At 44.4% G+C, this 15797-nt stretch carries 13 protein-coding genes; 10 read left to right on the forward strand and 3 right to left on the reverse strand.

The genetic code is table 11. The annotated features are described in order from the left end of the window. Positions 1-24: 24 nt before the first annotated feature. On the reverse strand, positions 25-1422 hold the full coding sequence (locus tag M1J35_RS09725) for a cryptochrome/photolyase family protein (RefSeq protein WP_254653527.1): 1398 nt from the start codon (positions 1420-1422) through the stop codon (positions 25-27). A 197-nt stretch (positions 1423-1619) separates the two neighbouring features. Between M1J35_RS09725 and M1J35_RS09730 the strand changes: the two genes are divergently transcribed. Next, complete coding sequence (locus M1J35_RS09730) at positions 1620-2072, forward strand: helix-turn-helix transcriptional regulator (protein ID WP_034763211.1); 453 nt, start codon at positions 1620-1622, stop codon at positions 2070-2072. Positions 2073-2133: 61 nt separating this feature from the next. On the opposite strand, the gene M1J35_RS09735 is transcribed toward M1J35_RS09730, so the two are convergent. Further along, the gene (locus M1J35_RS09735) at positions 2134-2652 is read right to left on the reverse strand and encodes a universal stress protein (RefSeq protein ID WP_254653528.1); all 519 of its coding nucleotides are present in this window, start codon (positions 2650-2652) and stop codon (positions 2134-2136) included. Positions 2653-2995: 343 nt separating this feature from the next. Then, positions 2996-5056: a sigma-54 interaction domain-containing protein gene (locus tag M1J35_RS09740; protein ID WP_254653529.1), complete on the reverse strand. Its 2061-nt coding sequence runs from the start codon at positions 5054-5056 to the stop codon at positions 2996-2998. Positions 5057-5221: 165 nt separating this feature from the next. On the opposite strand from M1J35_RS09740, the gene yfcC reads away from it, so the two are divergent. The 9 genes from yfcC (at position 5222) to M1J35_RS09785 (ending at position 15673) form a co-directional block, all read left to right on the forward strand. Next, entirely contained in the window at positions 5222-6724 is a 1503-nt protein-coding gene (gene yfcC / locus M1J35_RS09745) for a putative basic amino acid antiporter YfcC (RefSeq protein ID WP_254653530.1), read from the forward strand. A 75-nt stretch (positions 6725-6799) separates the two neighbouring features. Next, positions 6800-7975, forward strand: coding sequence for a beta-aspartyl-peptidase (iadA, locus tag M1J35_RS09750; RefSeq protein ID WP_254653531.1), 1176 nt, complete (start codon positions 6800-6802; stop codon positions 7973-7975). Between the two features lie 328 nt (positions 7976-8303). Next, the gene (locus tag M1J35_RS09755) at positions 8304-9572 is read left to right on the forward strand and encodes an MFS transporter (protein ID WP_061811088.1); all 1269 of its coding nucleotides are present in this window, start codon (positions 8304-8306) and stop codon (positions 9570-9572) included. Positions 9573-9994: 422 nt separating this feature from the next. After that, on the forward strand, positions 9995-10528 hold the full coding sequence (sigY, locus tag M1J35_RS09760) for an RNA polymerase sigma factor SigY (protein ID WP_254653532.1): 534 nt from the start codon (positions 9995-9997) through the stop codon (positions 10526-10528). Next, on the forward strand, positions 10512-10829 hold the full coding sequence (locus tag M1J35_RS09765) for a YxlC family protein (RefSeq protein ID WP_254653533.1): 318 nt from the start codon (positions 10512-10514) through the stop codon (positions 10827-10829). The genes sigY and M1J35_RS09765 overlap by 17 nt, the downstream gene beginning before the upstream one ends. After that, on the forward strand, positions 10826-11032 hold the full coding sequence (locus M1J35_RS09770; RefSeq protein WP_224520557.1) for a sigmaY antisigma factor component: 207 nt from the start codon (positions 10826-10828) through the stop codon (positions 11030-11032). The genes M1J35_RS09765 and M1J35_RS09770 overlap by 4 nt, the downstream gene beginning before the upstream one ends. Before the next feature lie 35 nt (positions 11033-11067). Further along, positions 11068-11343, forward strand: coding sequence for a YbjQ family protein (locus M1J35_RS09775; RefSeq protein WP_254653729.1), 276 nt, complete (start codon positions 11068-11070; stop codon positions 11341-11343). A 557-nt stretch (positions 11344-11900) separates the two neighbouring features. Beyond that, on the forward strand, positions 11901-13658 hold the full coding sequence (locus M1J35_RS09780) for an ABC transporter ATP-binding protein (RefSeq protein WP_061811092.1): 1758 nt from the start codon (positions 11901-11903) through the stop codon (positions 13656-13658). Continuing rightward, on the forward strand, positions 13655-15673 hold the full coding sequence (locus M1J35_RS09785; RefSeq protein WP_254653534.1) for an ABC transporter ATP-binding protein: 2019 nt from the start codon (positions 13655-13657) through the stop codon (positions 15671-15673). Before M1J35_RS09780 ends, M1J35_RS09785 begins: the two co-directional genes overlap by 4 nt. Positions 15674-15797 lie beyond the last annotated feature (124 nt).

Raw genomic sequence — 15797 nt, forward strand, 5'->3', positions numbered from 1 at the left:
TTGTATCGGGTCCTTTTCTTTGCATTATTTTATTTCCTCGTAGTGGGCCAATGCTCTCTTTCTGGCTGCTTTGTGATCAACGACCGGATATGGATAATCCGCTCCAAGGGTAAGGTTTGCCTTTTTCAGCACATCTTCGGGAGCGTCTGAGGGTTTGTGTATATATCGATTAGGGAGTTGACTTAGTTCAGGGACCCACATCCGTATATATGTCCCTTCTTCATCAAACTTTTCACTTTGAAGGGTCGGATTAAAGATCCGGAAGTAAGGTGCTGCATCAAATCCTGAGCCTGCCACCCACTGCCACCCCATTGAATTGTTGGCAATGTCTGCGTCAATCAGGGTATCAAGAAACCACTCTGCTCCCCTTTGCCATGGGATGAGCAGGTGCTTCGTCAGGAAGGATGCCACAATCATTCGCACCCGGTTATGCATAAAACCGGTTGCCCACAATTCTCTCATCCCTGCGTCGACAATGGGATAACCGGTTTTGCCCATTGTCCATTTCTCCCAACCTTCTTCATCACTTTGCCAATGGAATTCGGCAAACTTCTCATTTAGTGGACGTGTCGGTGACTCGGGATAATGGAGGAGGACTGAATAGGAGAATTCCCTCCATATAAGCTGCTTAATAAATGGTTCAATCGGTTTATTCTCCATATCGAGGAGGGCATGATAGATTCTCCTGACGGAAATGATCCCGAGAGTCAAATAAGGTGACAAGGTGGAATACAGTCCCTTGCCCGGGAAATCTCTCCCTTCTGAATAATCATCTAATCTTTTAGTGAGGAATGAGTTCATTCTTTTGATTGCCGCTTCTTCACCAGGGTCCCATATGCTTTCCATGATGTGATACCAGGGGATGGTCGGAAGGAGATCCAAATCGTTCAGGACCATCCCATCGTCTTGTAGCTGTGGAACCTCCACCCGTTTAAGAGCTGGAAGGGGTTTTGGGATTTCTTCTTTCCTGAGTGATCGGTAATAAGCTGAATACACCTTATATGGAGTACCGTCCTCCTTTTTGATTTTCCAGGGGGGCAGAAGGAGGGTTCCCTCGAACGTCTTGACCTTGATTCCTTGGGAGGACAGGGCCTCGGCCATCGAACGATCCCTTTGGTAAATGTCGGGGTCGTATGTCCGATTCCAGTAAACAGCCTTTGCGTTGGTGTTCTTCACCCATTTGGAAAGGATTTTTTCCACGTTCCCCTTATCCAGCCATAGTCTGCCGTTAATCGATTGAAGGGAATGTTGGTAGGCCTCGATATTCCGGTGCAGCCACCACTTCTTTGCTTCGCCTAGGTTGCTTTCCTCGTCTAGTATATATAGGGGGATCACATTCCCTTCCTGGCAAGCTGCATAGAGAGCGGGGTGATCATGCATCCGTAAGTCCTCTCTGATCAGAACGATGATGGGATCCTTCACCTTGATTCCTCCTTTAAAATGATGCTATCTTCAGCGCATGGTTACAAAAATGATTACATGCATTCTAAGTAGAAGTATAATGAATCATTGATTTGTATTCAAAATTTAATGGGTTGGATAAAAGATGTTTGATTGGGATTGAAAACAGGTATGATATAGGTGTAATATTACACTATAAACGATTAAGGTGTGAAACCATGACAAAAGAAGAAATCATATTAATCATCTCTGATAAATTAAGGCTGGTACGGACAGAGGCGGGGTATACGCAGGATAAGATGGCTACTGTCATAGGGTTATCGAAAAAAACCCTCGTGCAGATTGAAAAGGGTAGAGTGATGGCCAGTTGGACCGCAGCCGTCGCCATTTGTGCGTTATTCAAGGATAGTGAAACGTTAACGACCAGTCTTGGTGGAGAACCCCTTGAGGTCATCGAGACCATCGCCCGGGAAGGCATTGATTACAGGAAGGAAAAAACACTTGGTGGCAAGATTTGGTGGAAGGATATCAAAAAGACCGACGAATACATTCTTCAACAAAATCTGTTCAGCAAGCATTATCGAATACTCGATGCAGAGGACTACCGGATCTATAGCAGTTTCGATGAGAAAAGCAGCCATAAGCGATTGGATGAATTAACGAGTAATTAGATACATAACAAAGAGGAGGGACGGACCTTTTAAGGTCCGTCCCTCCTCTTTGTTAATGATTTTACTTTACTACAAGGACACTGGATTCACAGTCTTGTGTGATTTTTTCGCTTACACTTCCCAGTACCCATTTCTTCATGCCGGATTTGCCGCTGCTTCCAACGACAACCAGGTCGGCTTGTATTTCCTTGGCGTATTCACAAATGCGTTTCGCTTCAGAACCTGACAGGTGAATGTAGTTGGCATCCACTCCATGAGGAGAAAGTTTTTCCCTCGCATTTACTAAATACGGGTGAGTGGAAGTAGGTGTCTGTATTTCATGCCTATCTTCGTCACGGACCTTGTTGTCAGGGGAGACCGATAGATTCCCCATGTACTGGTTGTCAAAACCGGGAGACGTATCAGCGAGTGCATGAGTCGGTGTGAAGTTGTCACGAGGTTCATTCGCTGTCTTTTCGTCTGAAATATGAAGCACGGTCAGTTTAGAGTCTATAGAACTTTTCATTAATTTCGATACTTCGTCTAATGCTTTTTTACTGCCATCTGTTTCATCGTAAGCTAATAGAATATGTCTATACACGTTAATCACCTCAACATTGGGATATCTGTTGTTTACCCGTTTAAAGAATTTTTAATCTTCTTTGGCAGATTCCCGAGATGGAGTGTGGATTATTTGAAATAAAAATAAGGAGCAGAATGGGGGGAGATCCATTCTGCTCCTTCGCTTTCAATAATATAACTCAAATAATTGCAAGAATAATGTTTGGCTGATAGGGGTTCCTTTTAAAGCATGCTGATGATCCAGCCAATAACAACAATTGCGCCAATGACCATTAAGATCGTACGTACCATGAAAATCACCTCGACTTATTGTATCGTGAAGAATGTTTTTGTATCTAACCGGTTAAAGGTAAGATACCCCGTTATCGACTGGTTAAAACATTCTCCCTCTGTTCGTTTAGCCAATTTACTCCTGCAGGTGTTATTTCAGTTCCGATTCTCCCTCTTTGGATGAAAACGAATCCTAAATCCTGTAATTCGCTCAATCTTGTCCTGATCTGTTGAACGGAGAGCGGGGTCGGACTTTGTTGGAGTGAAGAATGGATCTTTTCCCTGCTTGCCCTTTCTCCATTTTCAAAGAATCCCACTAATGCAGTCAGGATGTTGATATACTCCTGGGATTTAGACATGGTGATTTCCGCCGGAGAATAGGTACCGTTAGTTTGCTCTATCTCAGTGAAATTATGATCATTTCTCGGTAATTCTTGCAGAGTCAGCCTGTTGTGCCCAGCTACGGTCATCATATATAGGAGTGTATTTTTTAGTTCCCGGATATTTCCCTTCCACGGTGCTTTCTTCATGGCTTCCAAAACGGCACGGTCGATCGTGGTGATTTTACTATGTTCCATTCCGAGGAAGTGTTCGATAAGAAGGGGGATATCTTCACTTCTTTCCCTGAGACTTGGAAGCTGTAAGGATAACACTTTTAATCGATGGTAGAGGTCTTCCCGGAACGTACCTTCAATGATTAAGGCTTGAAGATCCTTGTTTGTAGCAGCGATGATCCTCACATCCACCGGGATATTTTTGTTTCCTCCAATCCTTCTGATTTCCATTTCCTGAAGCACCCTTAGAAGTCTCGCCTGAAGCTTTAAGCTGATATCGCCTATTTCATCAAGGAACAGGGTGCCTCCATCGGCTTGTTCGAATAATCCTTTTTTGCCCCCCTTTTTAGCACCCGTAAAGGCGCCTTCCTCATAACCGAATAATTCACTTTCCAATAGGTCCTCCGGCAAGGCGCTGCAGTTAACAGCGAGGTATGGACTGTTCTTACGCGAAGAATCATTGTGCATGGCGCTGGAAAACAGCTCTTTCCCAGTCCCTGTCTCACCATAAATCAATATCGGCAGCTCGCTTTTTGCAAGTTTTTCTGCGATCAATTTAGTGTCTTTAATAAGAGGGCTGTTCCCTAATATGCTGTCGAATGTATACTTAGCGATATATCCCCTTCGCTGGAGCTCGCGTTTCCGCACTTTCTCCATTTCAATGGTCTCTTCCATATCCTTGAAAGTAGCCACAATGACACCTTCTGCCTCCAGCCGGAAGCGATACACCATGACATTCTGCTGCCGGAGTGTGAAGTATTCCAGATCTTCATCCTGCTCTGAGGTCAGGAAACGATTGAGCTCGATGTTTTTGAACACCCTGCTCAATTTCTTCCCCTTAGCGTGAGCCGCGGTAATCCCGATCATTCTTTCGAGTACTTCATTGAAGACGGTGATTTCCCCATCCTCCTGAAAGGCGAGGATTCCGTCGTTCACTCCATCGACCACTTTATTTAAAAATTTGTTTAATGTTTTGGCCCGACGGTTAATGGCACCGAGCTTCTGACTGAGCTCGATGATTTTCCTTGTATAACGGTCTGTAATATCAAAGGTCAGTCTCTCTGATAATTGAAAGTGGTGGATGATTTTCATGATCGTATTCAAATCGATCAGTCTGACACCTATATCGATTTTTTTGGGGATGGAAGAGGGGATGCTCGCCATCTCCCCTGGAGAAACGGCTATATCGATCTGTTTTGTATCCCCTCCTCCTGATGGGGAGTAGGGAATATAGTCCACGTGATCTATACCGAGACGCTTCAGGGTGGCGACGGCTTCTTGGGCCGTCTCGATGAAGTCATTGACATAAAGGATCTTCTTTCCCGGAGGTAATTCAAATATGCGGTCTATGTATTCATAATTCACCGTACGGCGTGCTTTGATGATGGTACAGGAATCGAAATCGATATATTCCTGTACTTCAGGCTCGATCAGAGAAGATGAATATACGATCAGTTCGTTTGTGAAAAAGGTTGGAATCCCTTCATCGCAGGCATAACTGGTAATATGGATCAGTTCGCCAAAAACGGACTGTAACTGTTCCTTCAGGGCTCTCTCTGTTTCCTTTGTGCCGGCTAATAGAATTAATTCACGTTTCATTTGAATCCTCCTTATGGTTAATGTAAGGTTTTTGGTTATATATATTCTAACCTATTTCAACCATTAGTGGGGTTGAAGTTTGTATTTTCAGATAATAACGGGTTGGCATGGAACTTGCATATAAGAAATTGAAGAATATTAATCTGTCAAACGGGGGGATAAGAAATGGAGAGAGAACAAAAAGCTTGGAAGGTACCGCATACGTTTATCATTGTGTTTTTCGTCGTACTTGCGGCTGCCATTTTAACCTATGTCATACCTAAGGGGCAATTTGCTACAGAAGAAATCACGTATATGCAGGATGGGGAAGAACAAACCAAAACAGTCCTGGATCCGGATTCGTTCAGTTATTTAAAAGATGAGGATGGAAACCTCATCAGGGAAGGAACAAGCCTTTTTGAACCTGGTGGTGGGATAGGTTTCCTGAATTATGTATTTGAAGGTCTTGTATCAGGGGATAAATGGGGCTCGGCCGTTGGGGTAGTGGCCTTTATCCTCATTATCGGGGGAGCCTTCGGAATCATCATGAAAACAAGGGCGATCGAAGAAGGGATCCTCAAGGTAATCGATCGGACCAAAGGGAAGGAGTCCCTTATCATACCGATCATGTTCTTCTTATTTTCATTAGGTGGGGCCGTCTTTGGAATGGGGGAAGAGGCCATCGCCTTTGCCATGATCCTCGTTCCGATCATGATTGCCATTGGATATGATGCCATCACAGGGATTATGATCACGTATGTTGCCACTCAGATCGGGTTTGCCACATCGTGGATGAATCCATTCGGGGTAGCGATCGCTCAAGGGGTTTCCGGTGTACCGGTTCTATCAGGAGCCGGCTTCAGAATTGTCATGTGGATCGTCTTTACGCTGGTCGGAATCATTTACACTTGGAGATATGCCAATGCGATCAAGAAGGATCCTAAACGAAGCCTTTCTTACAAAACGGATGAATATTTCAGGAAAGAAGGTAAAGTGGAAAACTTACATGCGAAGTTCACTTTGGGACATTCACTCGTCATCCTTACAGTAGTAGTGGGGATCGCCTGGATCATTTGGGGGGTAGTGGAACATGCCTATTATATTCCTGAGATTGCAAGCCAATTCTTTACCATTGGTTTAGTTGCAGGGATCATCGGGGTTCTGTTTAAATTAAATGGAATGAGTTGGGATGATGTAGCAAACGGCTTCATCGACGGAGCGAAAGATCTTCTGCCTGCAGCTTTGGTGGTCGGGATGGCGAAAGGGATCGTCATCATCCTTGGTGGAGACGCACCGGATGCACCCTCTGTATTGAACACGGTATTATATGGTGCAGGGCAGGTAGTCGGTGATTTCCCGGAAGCCATCTCAGCATGGTGTATGTATGTATTCCAATCTGTATTCAACTTCTTCGTGGTTTCCGGTTCCGGTCAAGCAGCGCTCACGATGCCATTGATGGCCCCGCTTTCCGATATCGCAGGCGTCACGCGCCAAGTATCGGTACTGGCTTTCCAACTGGGGGATGGATTAACGAATATCCTTGTTCCGACCTCTGCAGCCCTGATGGGAACACTCGGAGCGGCACGGGTCGATTGGGGTGTGTGGGCTAAATTCATCATTAAATTCATGCTCATTCTATTCGTACTGTCATCCATCTTTGTGATTACGGCCACACTCATTGGATTCTAATTTTTGAACGTTTGTGCCGAGTCCGCCTTTCTGGCCCGGCTTGGTCATTAACATGAAATGAAAGGAGCAAACATCATGCTGACATTAATTCAAAACGGGGAAGTTTATGCTCCATCATATCTAGGGAAAAAGGATATCCTCCTGGTAGGGGATAAAATAGGTTTCATTGAAGACAAGATTGAACTTCCCGGTCAATTTGTGGATATAAAAGTGGTGGATGCAACCGGGAAGTATGTTGTACCCGGATTCATCGACTCACATGTCCATATTATGGGCGGAGGAGGCGAAGGGAGCTTCCGTACAAGAACTCCTGAAATCCAATTGACTCAGGCCACGCTCTCAGGAATCACCACCCTTGTCGGTGTCATCGGCACAGACGGGACGACGAGGACGATGGCAAGCCTCATAGCCAAAGCGAATGGGCTGGAGGAAGAAGGGATTACCTGTTATACGCAAACCGGTTCATACCAGGTACCTTTGAAAACCCTAACCGGAAAGATTGAGGATGATATCATCCTAGTCGATAGAATCATTGGAGTGGGTGAAGTGGCGATAGCCGATCACCGCTCATCTCAGCCGACGGTAAACGAGTTAGCGAAAATTACTTCCGCCGCAAGGATTGGAGGGATGTTGTCGGGGAAAGCCGGGATTGTAAATATCCACGTCGGGGATAGTTATGATCACTTGAACCTGCTGGAAGAGATTGTCGAGACGACGGATATTCCGATCAAGCAGTTCTATCCGACTCACATCAACCGGAATGCCCATCTTTTTGAAGCAGGGATCCAATATGCACTTAAAGGCGGCTATGTAGACTTTACAACAAGTACCATCCCTCAGTTTCTGGAAGACGGGGAAGTGAAATGCAGTCAAGCGCTTAAACGCATGCTCGATGCGGGCGTACCGGTGGAACAAATCACCTATACCTCCGATGGACAAGCAAGTCTGCCGAATTTTGATAGTGATGGAGAGCTGATTGGACTGCAGATCGGTCAGGTGTCAAGCCTCTATAAAGAAGTGAGGGATGCCGTTCTGATGGAAAACATCCCATTGGAAACAGCGATCAGGGTCATTACCTCGAATCCTGCGAAAATCCTGAAACTAAAGCAAAAAGGTCGCGTGGAAGTCGAAAAGGACGCTGATCTTGTCCTTTTGGATCAGGAAACCCTTGACGTGAATACGGTTTTCGCCAGAGGGAAATTGATGGTGGAAAACGGGGAAGCAATCGTGAAAGGGACATTTGAACAGTGATGGAAAGAAAGGATAGCCCGGAGCCTTGGTGCTCCGGGCTATTTTTATTGAAATTGGATGCTCACTTAGAGCGGTACGTGTGAAATGTTCATTTTATCAGCGAAATCTGGAATATATCAGCGGAATTCCGAATATTTCAGCGAAAACATTACTTTTATCAGCGAAATACCGAATATATCAGCGAAACGAAAAATCATTCCCCTTTTTGTAGAGGCGCCTAAACCTTATCCGACCCGAGACGGAGGAAAAAACCACCAGAAGCCCCTACTGTCCTTAAGGTCATTTCCATATGATAAAGATAGTTACTTATTGATGGGGGACGGATGTTATGAAAAAAATGATTGAAATCTTTAAGAATCCAATATTTTTAAAATTATTCTTCGCTAACTTTACTTCGCATATGGGAAGTGTGATTGGCCTGACAGCGTTTATGTTTTATCTGCTGGATCGCTTTTCTGAACAGCCCATGTATGCATCGATTACGGAAATGATGTATTCACTCCCGACTCTTCTCGTGTTTTTCCTTGTAGGCGTGTTCGCTGACAGATTGGACCGCCAAAAAATTGCCTATCACTGTGATACAATCAGTGCTATTCTCACATTATTATTATTCGGTGCCATCTTCATAGGCTGGCTTCCGCTCATCTTTACGGTTCTCTTCCTAAGAAGCGGTGTCCAGAAATTTTTCTTCCCGGCAGAACAAGGAATCCTGCAGGGGGTCCTCTCAAAGGATGATTATTCTACAGCTGCCGGACTCAACCAAATGGTGATGAGCTTGTTTATGCTACTCGGAAATGCCGTTGCCATCTTTGTCTATTGGACGACAGGGATTTACGGTGCCATTGCGGTTGACTTTGTTACCTTTGTGATCTCTGCCATCCTGATTAAGAAATGTGTCATTCCGGAAGAAGTCAGGCTCCCAAATGGGAAGCATTCCTGGAAAGATTTGAACATTCAATCTGTGACTAAAGATTTTACAGAAGGAATGAAATATATTTTCAATCATAAGCTGCTCCTATCATTAATTGGAGGGTTTATCGTATTCGGCATTGTGAACGGTGGATTTGCGGTCATCCCTATCTTTATATTGAAATATAAATTGGCTCCCGATTCCTATGAAGAATATTCCATTCTATTAGGGGTAGCCTTCGGGGCAGGAGTGCTGATCGGAAGTATCTTCTCCTCCATGCTCACCCAAAAATTCAAATTTCATGTATTGATCGTGGCAGGTCTCGTGATATCGGGTACCTTTATCATCGCAGCATCGTTTGCCCCGACCACCTGGCTTTTCCTGATGATCATTTTCATTGCTGCACTGGGATTGCCACTTGTGAACATTGCAATCGGGGGATGGATGCCGAGTATCATTGACCCAAAGATGATGGGGAGGGTACAGGGATGGATCAATCCCCTTATGATGCTGTCACAATCGATCACCCTGGGAGTCATCGCCATGACATTCCCGTCTGTGATCACAGTTGAAATGCTCTACTGGCTCGTAGGAGGCTGCCTCATCATCGTAGCCGTATTCTACACCATCATCCTGCCTAAATACGTAAAGGAAGAAGAACCACATTCTGCCGTTTTAAATAGTTAAAGAAACATCCCTGCTGAATTGGGCAAGATGATTCAGTAGGGGTTTTTTATATTATAAACCTCTTCAATCGTTTGAAAATAATGTGGTTTGGAAGGAAAAAATGATTTTTCCTTTACTCATAAGTAAATATGCTTTGATAGTTGATTGGAGCGGAGGGTGCTCGACTCCTGCGGGAAACGCTGGACAGGTGAGACCCCGCAGGCGTAGCCGAGGAGGCTCACCGCCAGCCCCGCGGAAAGCGAGCACCTGTAGCGGAAATCAACCAGCACTCGCTTCTTTAACAGTAAAAATGTTTAATAAACCGCTATTATAAAAAGAATGAAAATTATTTTTAAAAAGTATAATCATTTTATGAACGTTTTTTCTTCATGTACGTCTTATCAATGAACTCACCTGCCGGGGGATAGAAAGGACAGTAAAGGATGGAAGAGAAAAAATGGATTAAGCAAGCGAAAAAAGGGAACCATGAAGCCTTTGCTCTTCTATTTAGAGAACATTACCCCTTTTTAGTGAAGTATTTGATCAAAGTAACGATGAATCGTGATCTGGCAGAAGAGCTTGCTCAGGACACAATGGCTAAATGTGTGGAGAAAATCCATCAATACAACGGGAAATCCAAATTTTCCTCCTGGCTGATCACGATTGCCACCAATCGGTATATCGATCTTCAGCGCAAAAGCAAAAGAGAAAAGGATTGGCAGAGGGAAGAAATGAATGGTAGAAAGCTCAAGTGGGAAATGGAATCTAGAAACGAAGAGTGGAATGATGCATTAGCCGCACTAGGACGACTTTCAGATGAGGCGAGGCTTCCTATCATATTGAAGCACTATTATGGATACTCATACGAAGAGATCGGTCAAATGACGGATCTGCCGCCTGGGACCGTTAAATCCAGGGTCCATCACGGAATTACAAGGATGAGAAAGGAGTTGAAAATAGATGAACAACAAACATGAACAGGATGAACTAAAGGAATTGATAGAGGAAGGCTTTCGATCCATTGATCGTGAAGTAGATCAAAGTACTCCGTCCCTTCAATGGTTTGAGCAATTGGTCGAGGATCAGCAAGAACAGTTAAAAGCAAGGTTTAAACGAGATTTGATACTCTTTCTTCTTCTTGCTTGCTGCCTACTGACCGTTTTCTCCCTTACTTTGTTTCAAATGCCGATTCTATTTCTTCTCCTTCAGGTTCTCATTTTCGCAGGAGCTTTGATATTTATTGGATTGACTTATACGAAAAAGGTGAAAAGGACATGACAAGAGAAGAACTTTATATCTTGCCGATTGTCATTCCCCTTCTTTTGGTCCAAAGCATCTATTTATTCATCGATGCACGTAGGAGTGGACATCAGTATTGGTTCTGGGGGATTTGGGGGCTGATTCAGTGCCCGATGCCCATCATTTTTTATTTGATATTCGCGAAAAAAGTTTTTAGGAGAAGCGGGGAGAGAAAATCATGATCATTGTAACGACAGATTATGTACCAGGAAAGTAAATCAAGGAACTGAAGGGATTCGTGAGGGGCAGTACGGTACAGGCTAAGCATATCGGAAAGGATATCATTGCAGGTTTAAAGACCATCATCGGCGGTGAAATCAGTGAATACAGCGAACTGATGGAGGAAGCAAGGAAGCAGGCTATTGACCGCATGAAAGCGGAAGCTTCTCAAATAGGAGCGAATGCAGTGGTGGCTGTTCGTCTCGAAACGTCCTCTGTCATGCAGAACGCTTCTGAAATCATTGCTTATGGTACGGCGGTCACTGTTGAATGATAAGACTGTAGTGAAATAGAGGAAAGATGGTTACCGAATACAGAAGAAAATCATATAGTATATAGAAAATTATCAATAAAAATAATATTGACACAATTAATGTCCTGTAGTATGGTTATTAATGGAATAAAAAACGGTAATGAATGGAGGGTTTGTGATGATGAAAGTGAATGGATCTCAAGGAGCAACAGCGGCTTTTCAAATCAATTTCATATCATCACATGACCGGTAACTCCTTAATGATTTCATATGAATCCACGAGCACAGGTTATGTTATATAATCTGTGCTTTTTTATGTCTATTCATAAAGACGGACGTCTATAAGGCACAACAGAATCACCCCCACCTGGGGAATGCGATTCTGACTGCCTGTGACGTCCGTCTTTTGTATGTTAGCGCTTAACGGTGGACCCAAGGGAATCCTTGATCACACATAGATTATCCATTTTTATGAAGGAGGAAAAGATGATGGTAATGGTTCAAATGAAGAAGATGATGTCTGCTGTGGAGACAGAAGGCGGATAGTAAAGAAAGTCAACATGGGGAGGTAGACTGGGATGTTTAGTATTTTTAAGAAATTATCATGGTTCTTTATTGAAAATTGGAAAAGGTATACGGTGGCGATCATTCTATTGACGATTGTAGGGATCCTTGATGTGATCCCTCCGAAGCTTGTGGGGAATGCCATCGATGACATTCACCTCGGTGCGATGACCTGGGATGTGGTGGGGAAGTACCTTTGGATGATTGCCGGGATTGCCATCATATCGTATGGGATGACGTATGTGTGGATGTATCAATTGTTTGGCGGGGCCTTTCTCGTTGAAAGGAAGCTGCGCAGTAAATTCATGGGTCACCTCTTAAAGATGACCCCGACGTTCTTTGAGAAGAATCGGACGGGTGATTTAATGGCAAGGGCGACGAATGATTTAAAGGCGATTTCAATCACGGCGGGTTTCGGTGTCCTGACGTTGATCGATTCGAGCGTGTTCATGTTAACGATCCTGTTTACGATGGGGTTTCTCATCAGCTGGAAACTGACGATAGCGGCCGTTTTACCTTTGCCGATCATGGCTTTGTTAATGAAGGTATATGGTGCAAGAATCCATAAACGGTTCACCGAAGCTCAGGATGCATTCGGAGACCTGAATGATAAAGTTCTTGAGTCGATTGCAGGGGTCAGGGTCATCCGGGCTTACGTACAGGAAAGGGCAGATGAAAATCGTTTCGGTGATATGACGGAAGATGTGTATAACAAAAATATCGGTGTTGCGAAGATCGACTCTTTGTTTGAACCGACCATAAAAGTCCTCGTTGGATTAAGTTACTTAATCGGATTGGGTTATGGCGCGTATCTGGTATTCCACCAGAGCATTACCTTGGGACAGCTGGTTTCCTTTAATGTGTATCTGGGAATGTTGATCTGGCCGATGTTTGCAATCGGTGAATTGATCAATGTGATGCAGCGGGGGAATGCATCCCTCGATCGGGTTCAGGAGACACTCGATTATGTCCAGGACGTACAGGATAGAGAAAATCCTAAATCGATCGATTCCCCGGAACAGATCGGATTTAAGGATGTGGACTTCAAATATCCTTCCTCACAGGTACTGAACCTATCCAACATCAATGTGAACATTCATCAAGGAGGAACCCTCGGGATAGTCGGGAAGACAGGAAGCGGTAAGACGACTTTCATCAAGCAGCTTCTCCGTGAATATCCTGCGGGAAGTGGTTCCTTATCCATCGGAGGTATCCCGATTGATGACTTGTCCATTCAGCAGGTAAGGGATTGGATCGGGTATGTCCCACAAGATCATGTTCTTTTTTCCAGAACCGTAAGGGAAAATATTCTATTCGGAAAGCATGATGCAACAGAGGAAGATTTGGAAAAGGCGATAGAATTGGCTGATTTCAAGAAGGACCTCGACATGCTGCCTGATGGGTTGACCACCCTTGTAGGGGAGAAGGGTGTGGCTCTCTCGGGTGGCCAGAAACAACGGATTTCGATTGCAAGAGCCCTCATCAAGAACCCTGAAATCCTTATCCTTGATGACTCATTATCGGCAGTAGATGCCAAGACAGAAGCAAAGATCATAGACAATATACGAACAGAACGTGAAGGAAAAACAACGATTATTACGACTCATCGTCTCTCGGCGGTTCAGCATGCTGACTGGATCATCGTTTTCGAGGATGGGAAAGTGGTAGAAGAAGGGGTCCATGAAGTGCTCCTCGGGAATGGCGGTTGGTATAAAGAACAATTTGACCGCCAACAAGTTGAAGATTCCTCACCAGAGGAGGTGGGCGCATGAAAGTCGGAAGAAAACTAACCGAATATGCCCTCATTTATAAGAAAATCATCATAGCTGCCCTCTTGATGCTCAGTGTATCAGTGGCGGCGGAACTTGCCGGTCCATTCATAGCCAAGAAACTGATTGATGATCATATTCTCGGGATTGAATCGACCTGGTATGAAACGGTTGAGGGAAAAGAAGCTGTACCTTATGAGGGTACTTGGTATAAACGTGATCAATATTTCAGTGATGGAGAAACAAAAGGGGAAGACGTCCGTATCCTTCAGGTTGGCAGAGCGTTTTATTTCGTCCCTGCCACCGTTTCCTTTGACGGGGAACGATCGGTGTCATCGGGGGAGATGACGATCACGAAAGGCGGGGAATCTGAAACTTATCCCGCCAAGAAATTAACAGGGGATGAGCTTCTCAAGTTCTATAATCCTGAAATCCCTAGGATCATCCGATTGATTGCCTTTTATTTCGGCTTGCTTGTCGTCGCGGCTTTTTTCCAATACGGCCAGCGGTTTTACCTTCAGAAGGCGGCAAACCGTGTGATACAAAAGATGCGTAATGATGTGTTTCAACACATCCAGAAGCTTCCGATCCGCTATTTCGATAATCTTCCGGCAGGGAAGGTCGTTGCACGGATCACAAACGACACCGAAGCAATCAGGGACCTGTATGTAACCGTACTATCAACGTTTTTCTCCAGTACGATTTATATTATCGGTATTTACATTGCACTCTTTATCCTTGATGCAAAATTAGCGGCCATCTGCTTGATCCTGATACCGATCCTGGTTGTGTGGACGTATCTTTACCGAATTTATGCGTCGAAATACAATCATATCATCAGATCGAAAGTGAGTGATATCAATGCCATGATCAATGAATCCATACAGGGCATGAACATCATACAGGCTTTCAGCAGGGAGAAGAAAACGAACGAAGAATTCGAAGATCTGAACGAAACCCACTTCAAATATCAAAATAAATTATTGAGCTTAAATTCAATGACCTCCCATAACCTTGTTGGGGTACTGAGAAATATCACGTTCGTGGCGTTCATTTGGTATTTCGGAGGAGCATCGATCGGAGTGGGATCCGTTGTCACGCTCGGCGTCCTTTATGCCTTTGTTGACTACATCAATCGGTTGTTCCAGCCAGTCACAGGGATCGTGAACCAACTTGCCAACCTCGAACAGGCACTTGTGGCGGGAGAACGGGTTTTCCAACTGCTTGAAGAGACGGGGACTCCTGTGGAAGATGGTAAAATGAGCAGGTATGACGGGAATGTAAGCTTTGAGCATGTATTCTTTGGATATAAAGAGAATGAATATGTATTGAAAGATATTACGTTTGAAGCGAATAAAGGGGAAACCGTTGCCTTGGTGGGACATACGGGTTCAGGAAAAAGCTCGATCATGAATCTGTTATTCCGTTTCTATGATAGCAATGAAGGGGAAATCCGGATTGATGGAAAAGACATTGTCGATATTCCCTATCAAACGATTCGGGAACATATGGGAATCGTCTTGCAGGATCCTTATTTGTTCACAGGGACGATCGCTTCGAATGTCAGTCTCGATGATCCCAGGATTTCAAGAGAGCAGGTAGAGGCGGCACTCGATGCTGTAGGAGCGGAAAAAGTGTTCAAAAATCTGGAGAATGGATATGATGAACCGGTGATCGAAAAAGGAAGCACCCTTTCATCCGGACAACGCCAACTGATATCCTTTGCACGTGCATTGGCCTTTAATCCAGCGATCCTGATTCTGGATGAAGCGACATCAAGCATCGATACAGAGACTGAGGCGATCATCCAGGAAGCGATGGAAGTCCTGAAAAAGGGCCGTACGACCTTCATCATCGCTCACAGATTATCCACGATCAAGGAAGCGGATCAAATCCTTGTATTAGATCGAGGCGAAATCGTTGAACGTGGGAATCATGATGAATTAATGAAAAGGCTTGGCCGTTATTATCAAATGTATCAGCTCCAGCAGGGATCAAAAGAGAATCTGGCAGGGTAGAAGAGAAAGGGCATCTGACGATAGTAGTCGGATGCTTTTTCTTTTAAACTTGAAAATATATTGATGTTACGGGGAATCAACCATGTATAAATACAATTTCCTGTTAAGAAAACAGGACTTTCGT

The organism is Rossellomorea sp. KS-H15a, assembly GCF_024195245.1.
GTDB lineage: Bacteria > Bacillota > Bacilli > Bacillales > Bacillaceae_B > Rossellomorea > Rossellomorea vietnamensis.

Excerpts from the sequence above, each read along its gene's own strand:
- M1J35_RS09765 (WP_254653533.1), top strand. The coding sequence starts at position 10,512 with ATGAACAACAAACATGAACAGGATGAACTAAAGGAATTGATAGAGGAA.
- M1J35_RS09785 (WP_254653534.1), top strand. The coding sequence starts at position 13,655 with ATGAAAGTCGGAAGAAAACTAACCGAATATGCCCTCATTTATAAGAAA.
- M1J35_RS09740 (WP_254653529.1), bottom strand. The coding sequence starts at position 5,056 with ATGAAACGTGAATTAATTCTATTAGCCGGCACAAAGGAAACAGAGAGA.
- M1J35_RS09770 (WP_224520557.1), top strand. The coding sequence starts at position 10,826 with ATGACAAGAGAAGAACTTTATATCTTGCCGATTGTCATTCCCCTTCTT.
- sigY (WP_254653532.1), top strand. The coding sequence starts at position 9,995 with ATGGAAGAGAAAAAATGGATTAAGCAAGCGAAAAAAGGGAACCATGAA.
- M1J35_RS09730 (WP_034763211.1), top strand. The coding sequence starts at position 1,620 with ATGACAAAAGAAGAAATCATATTAATCATCTCTGATAAATTAAGGCTG.
- yfcC (WP_254653530.1), top strand. The coding sequence starts at position 5,222 with ATGGAGAGAGAACAAAAAGCTTGGAAGGTACCGCATACGTTTATCATT.
- iadA (WP_254653531.1), top strand. The coding sequence starts at position 6,800 with ATGCTGACATTAATTCAAAACGGGGAAGTTTATGCTCCATCATATCTA.
- M1J35_RS09780 (WP_061811092.1), top strand. The coding sequence starts at position 11,901 with ATGTTTAGTATTTTTAAGAAATTATCATGGTTCTTTATTGAAAATTGG.
- M1J35_RS09755 (WP_061811088.1), top strand. The coding sequence starts at position 8,304 with ATGAAAAAAATGATTGAAATCTTTAAGAATCCAATATTTTTAAAATTA.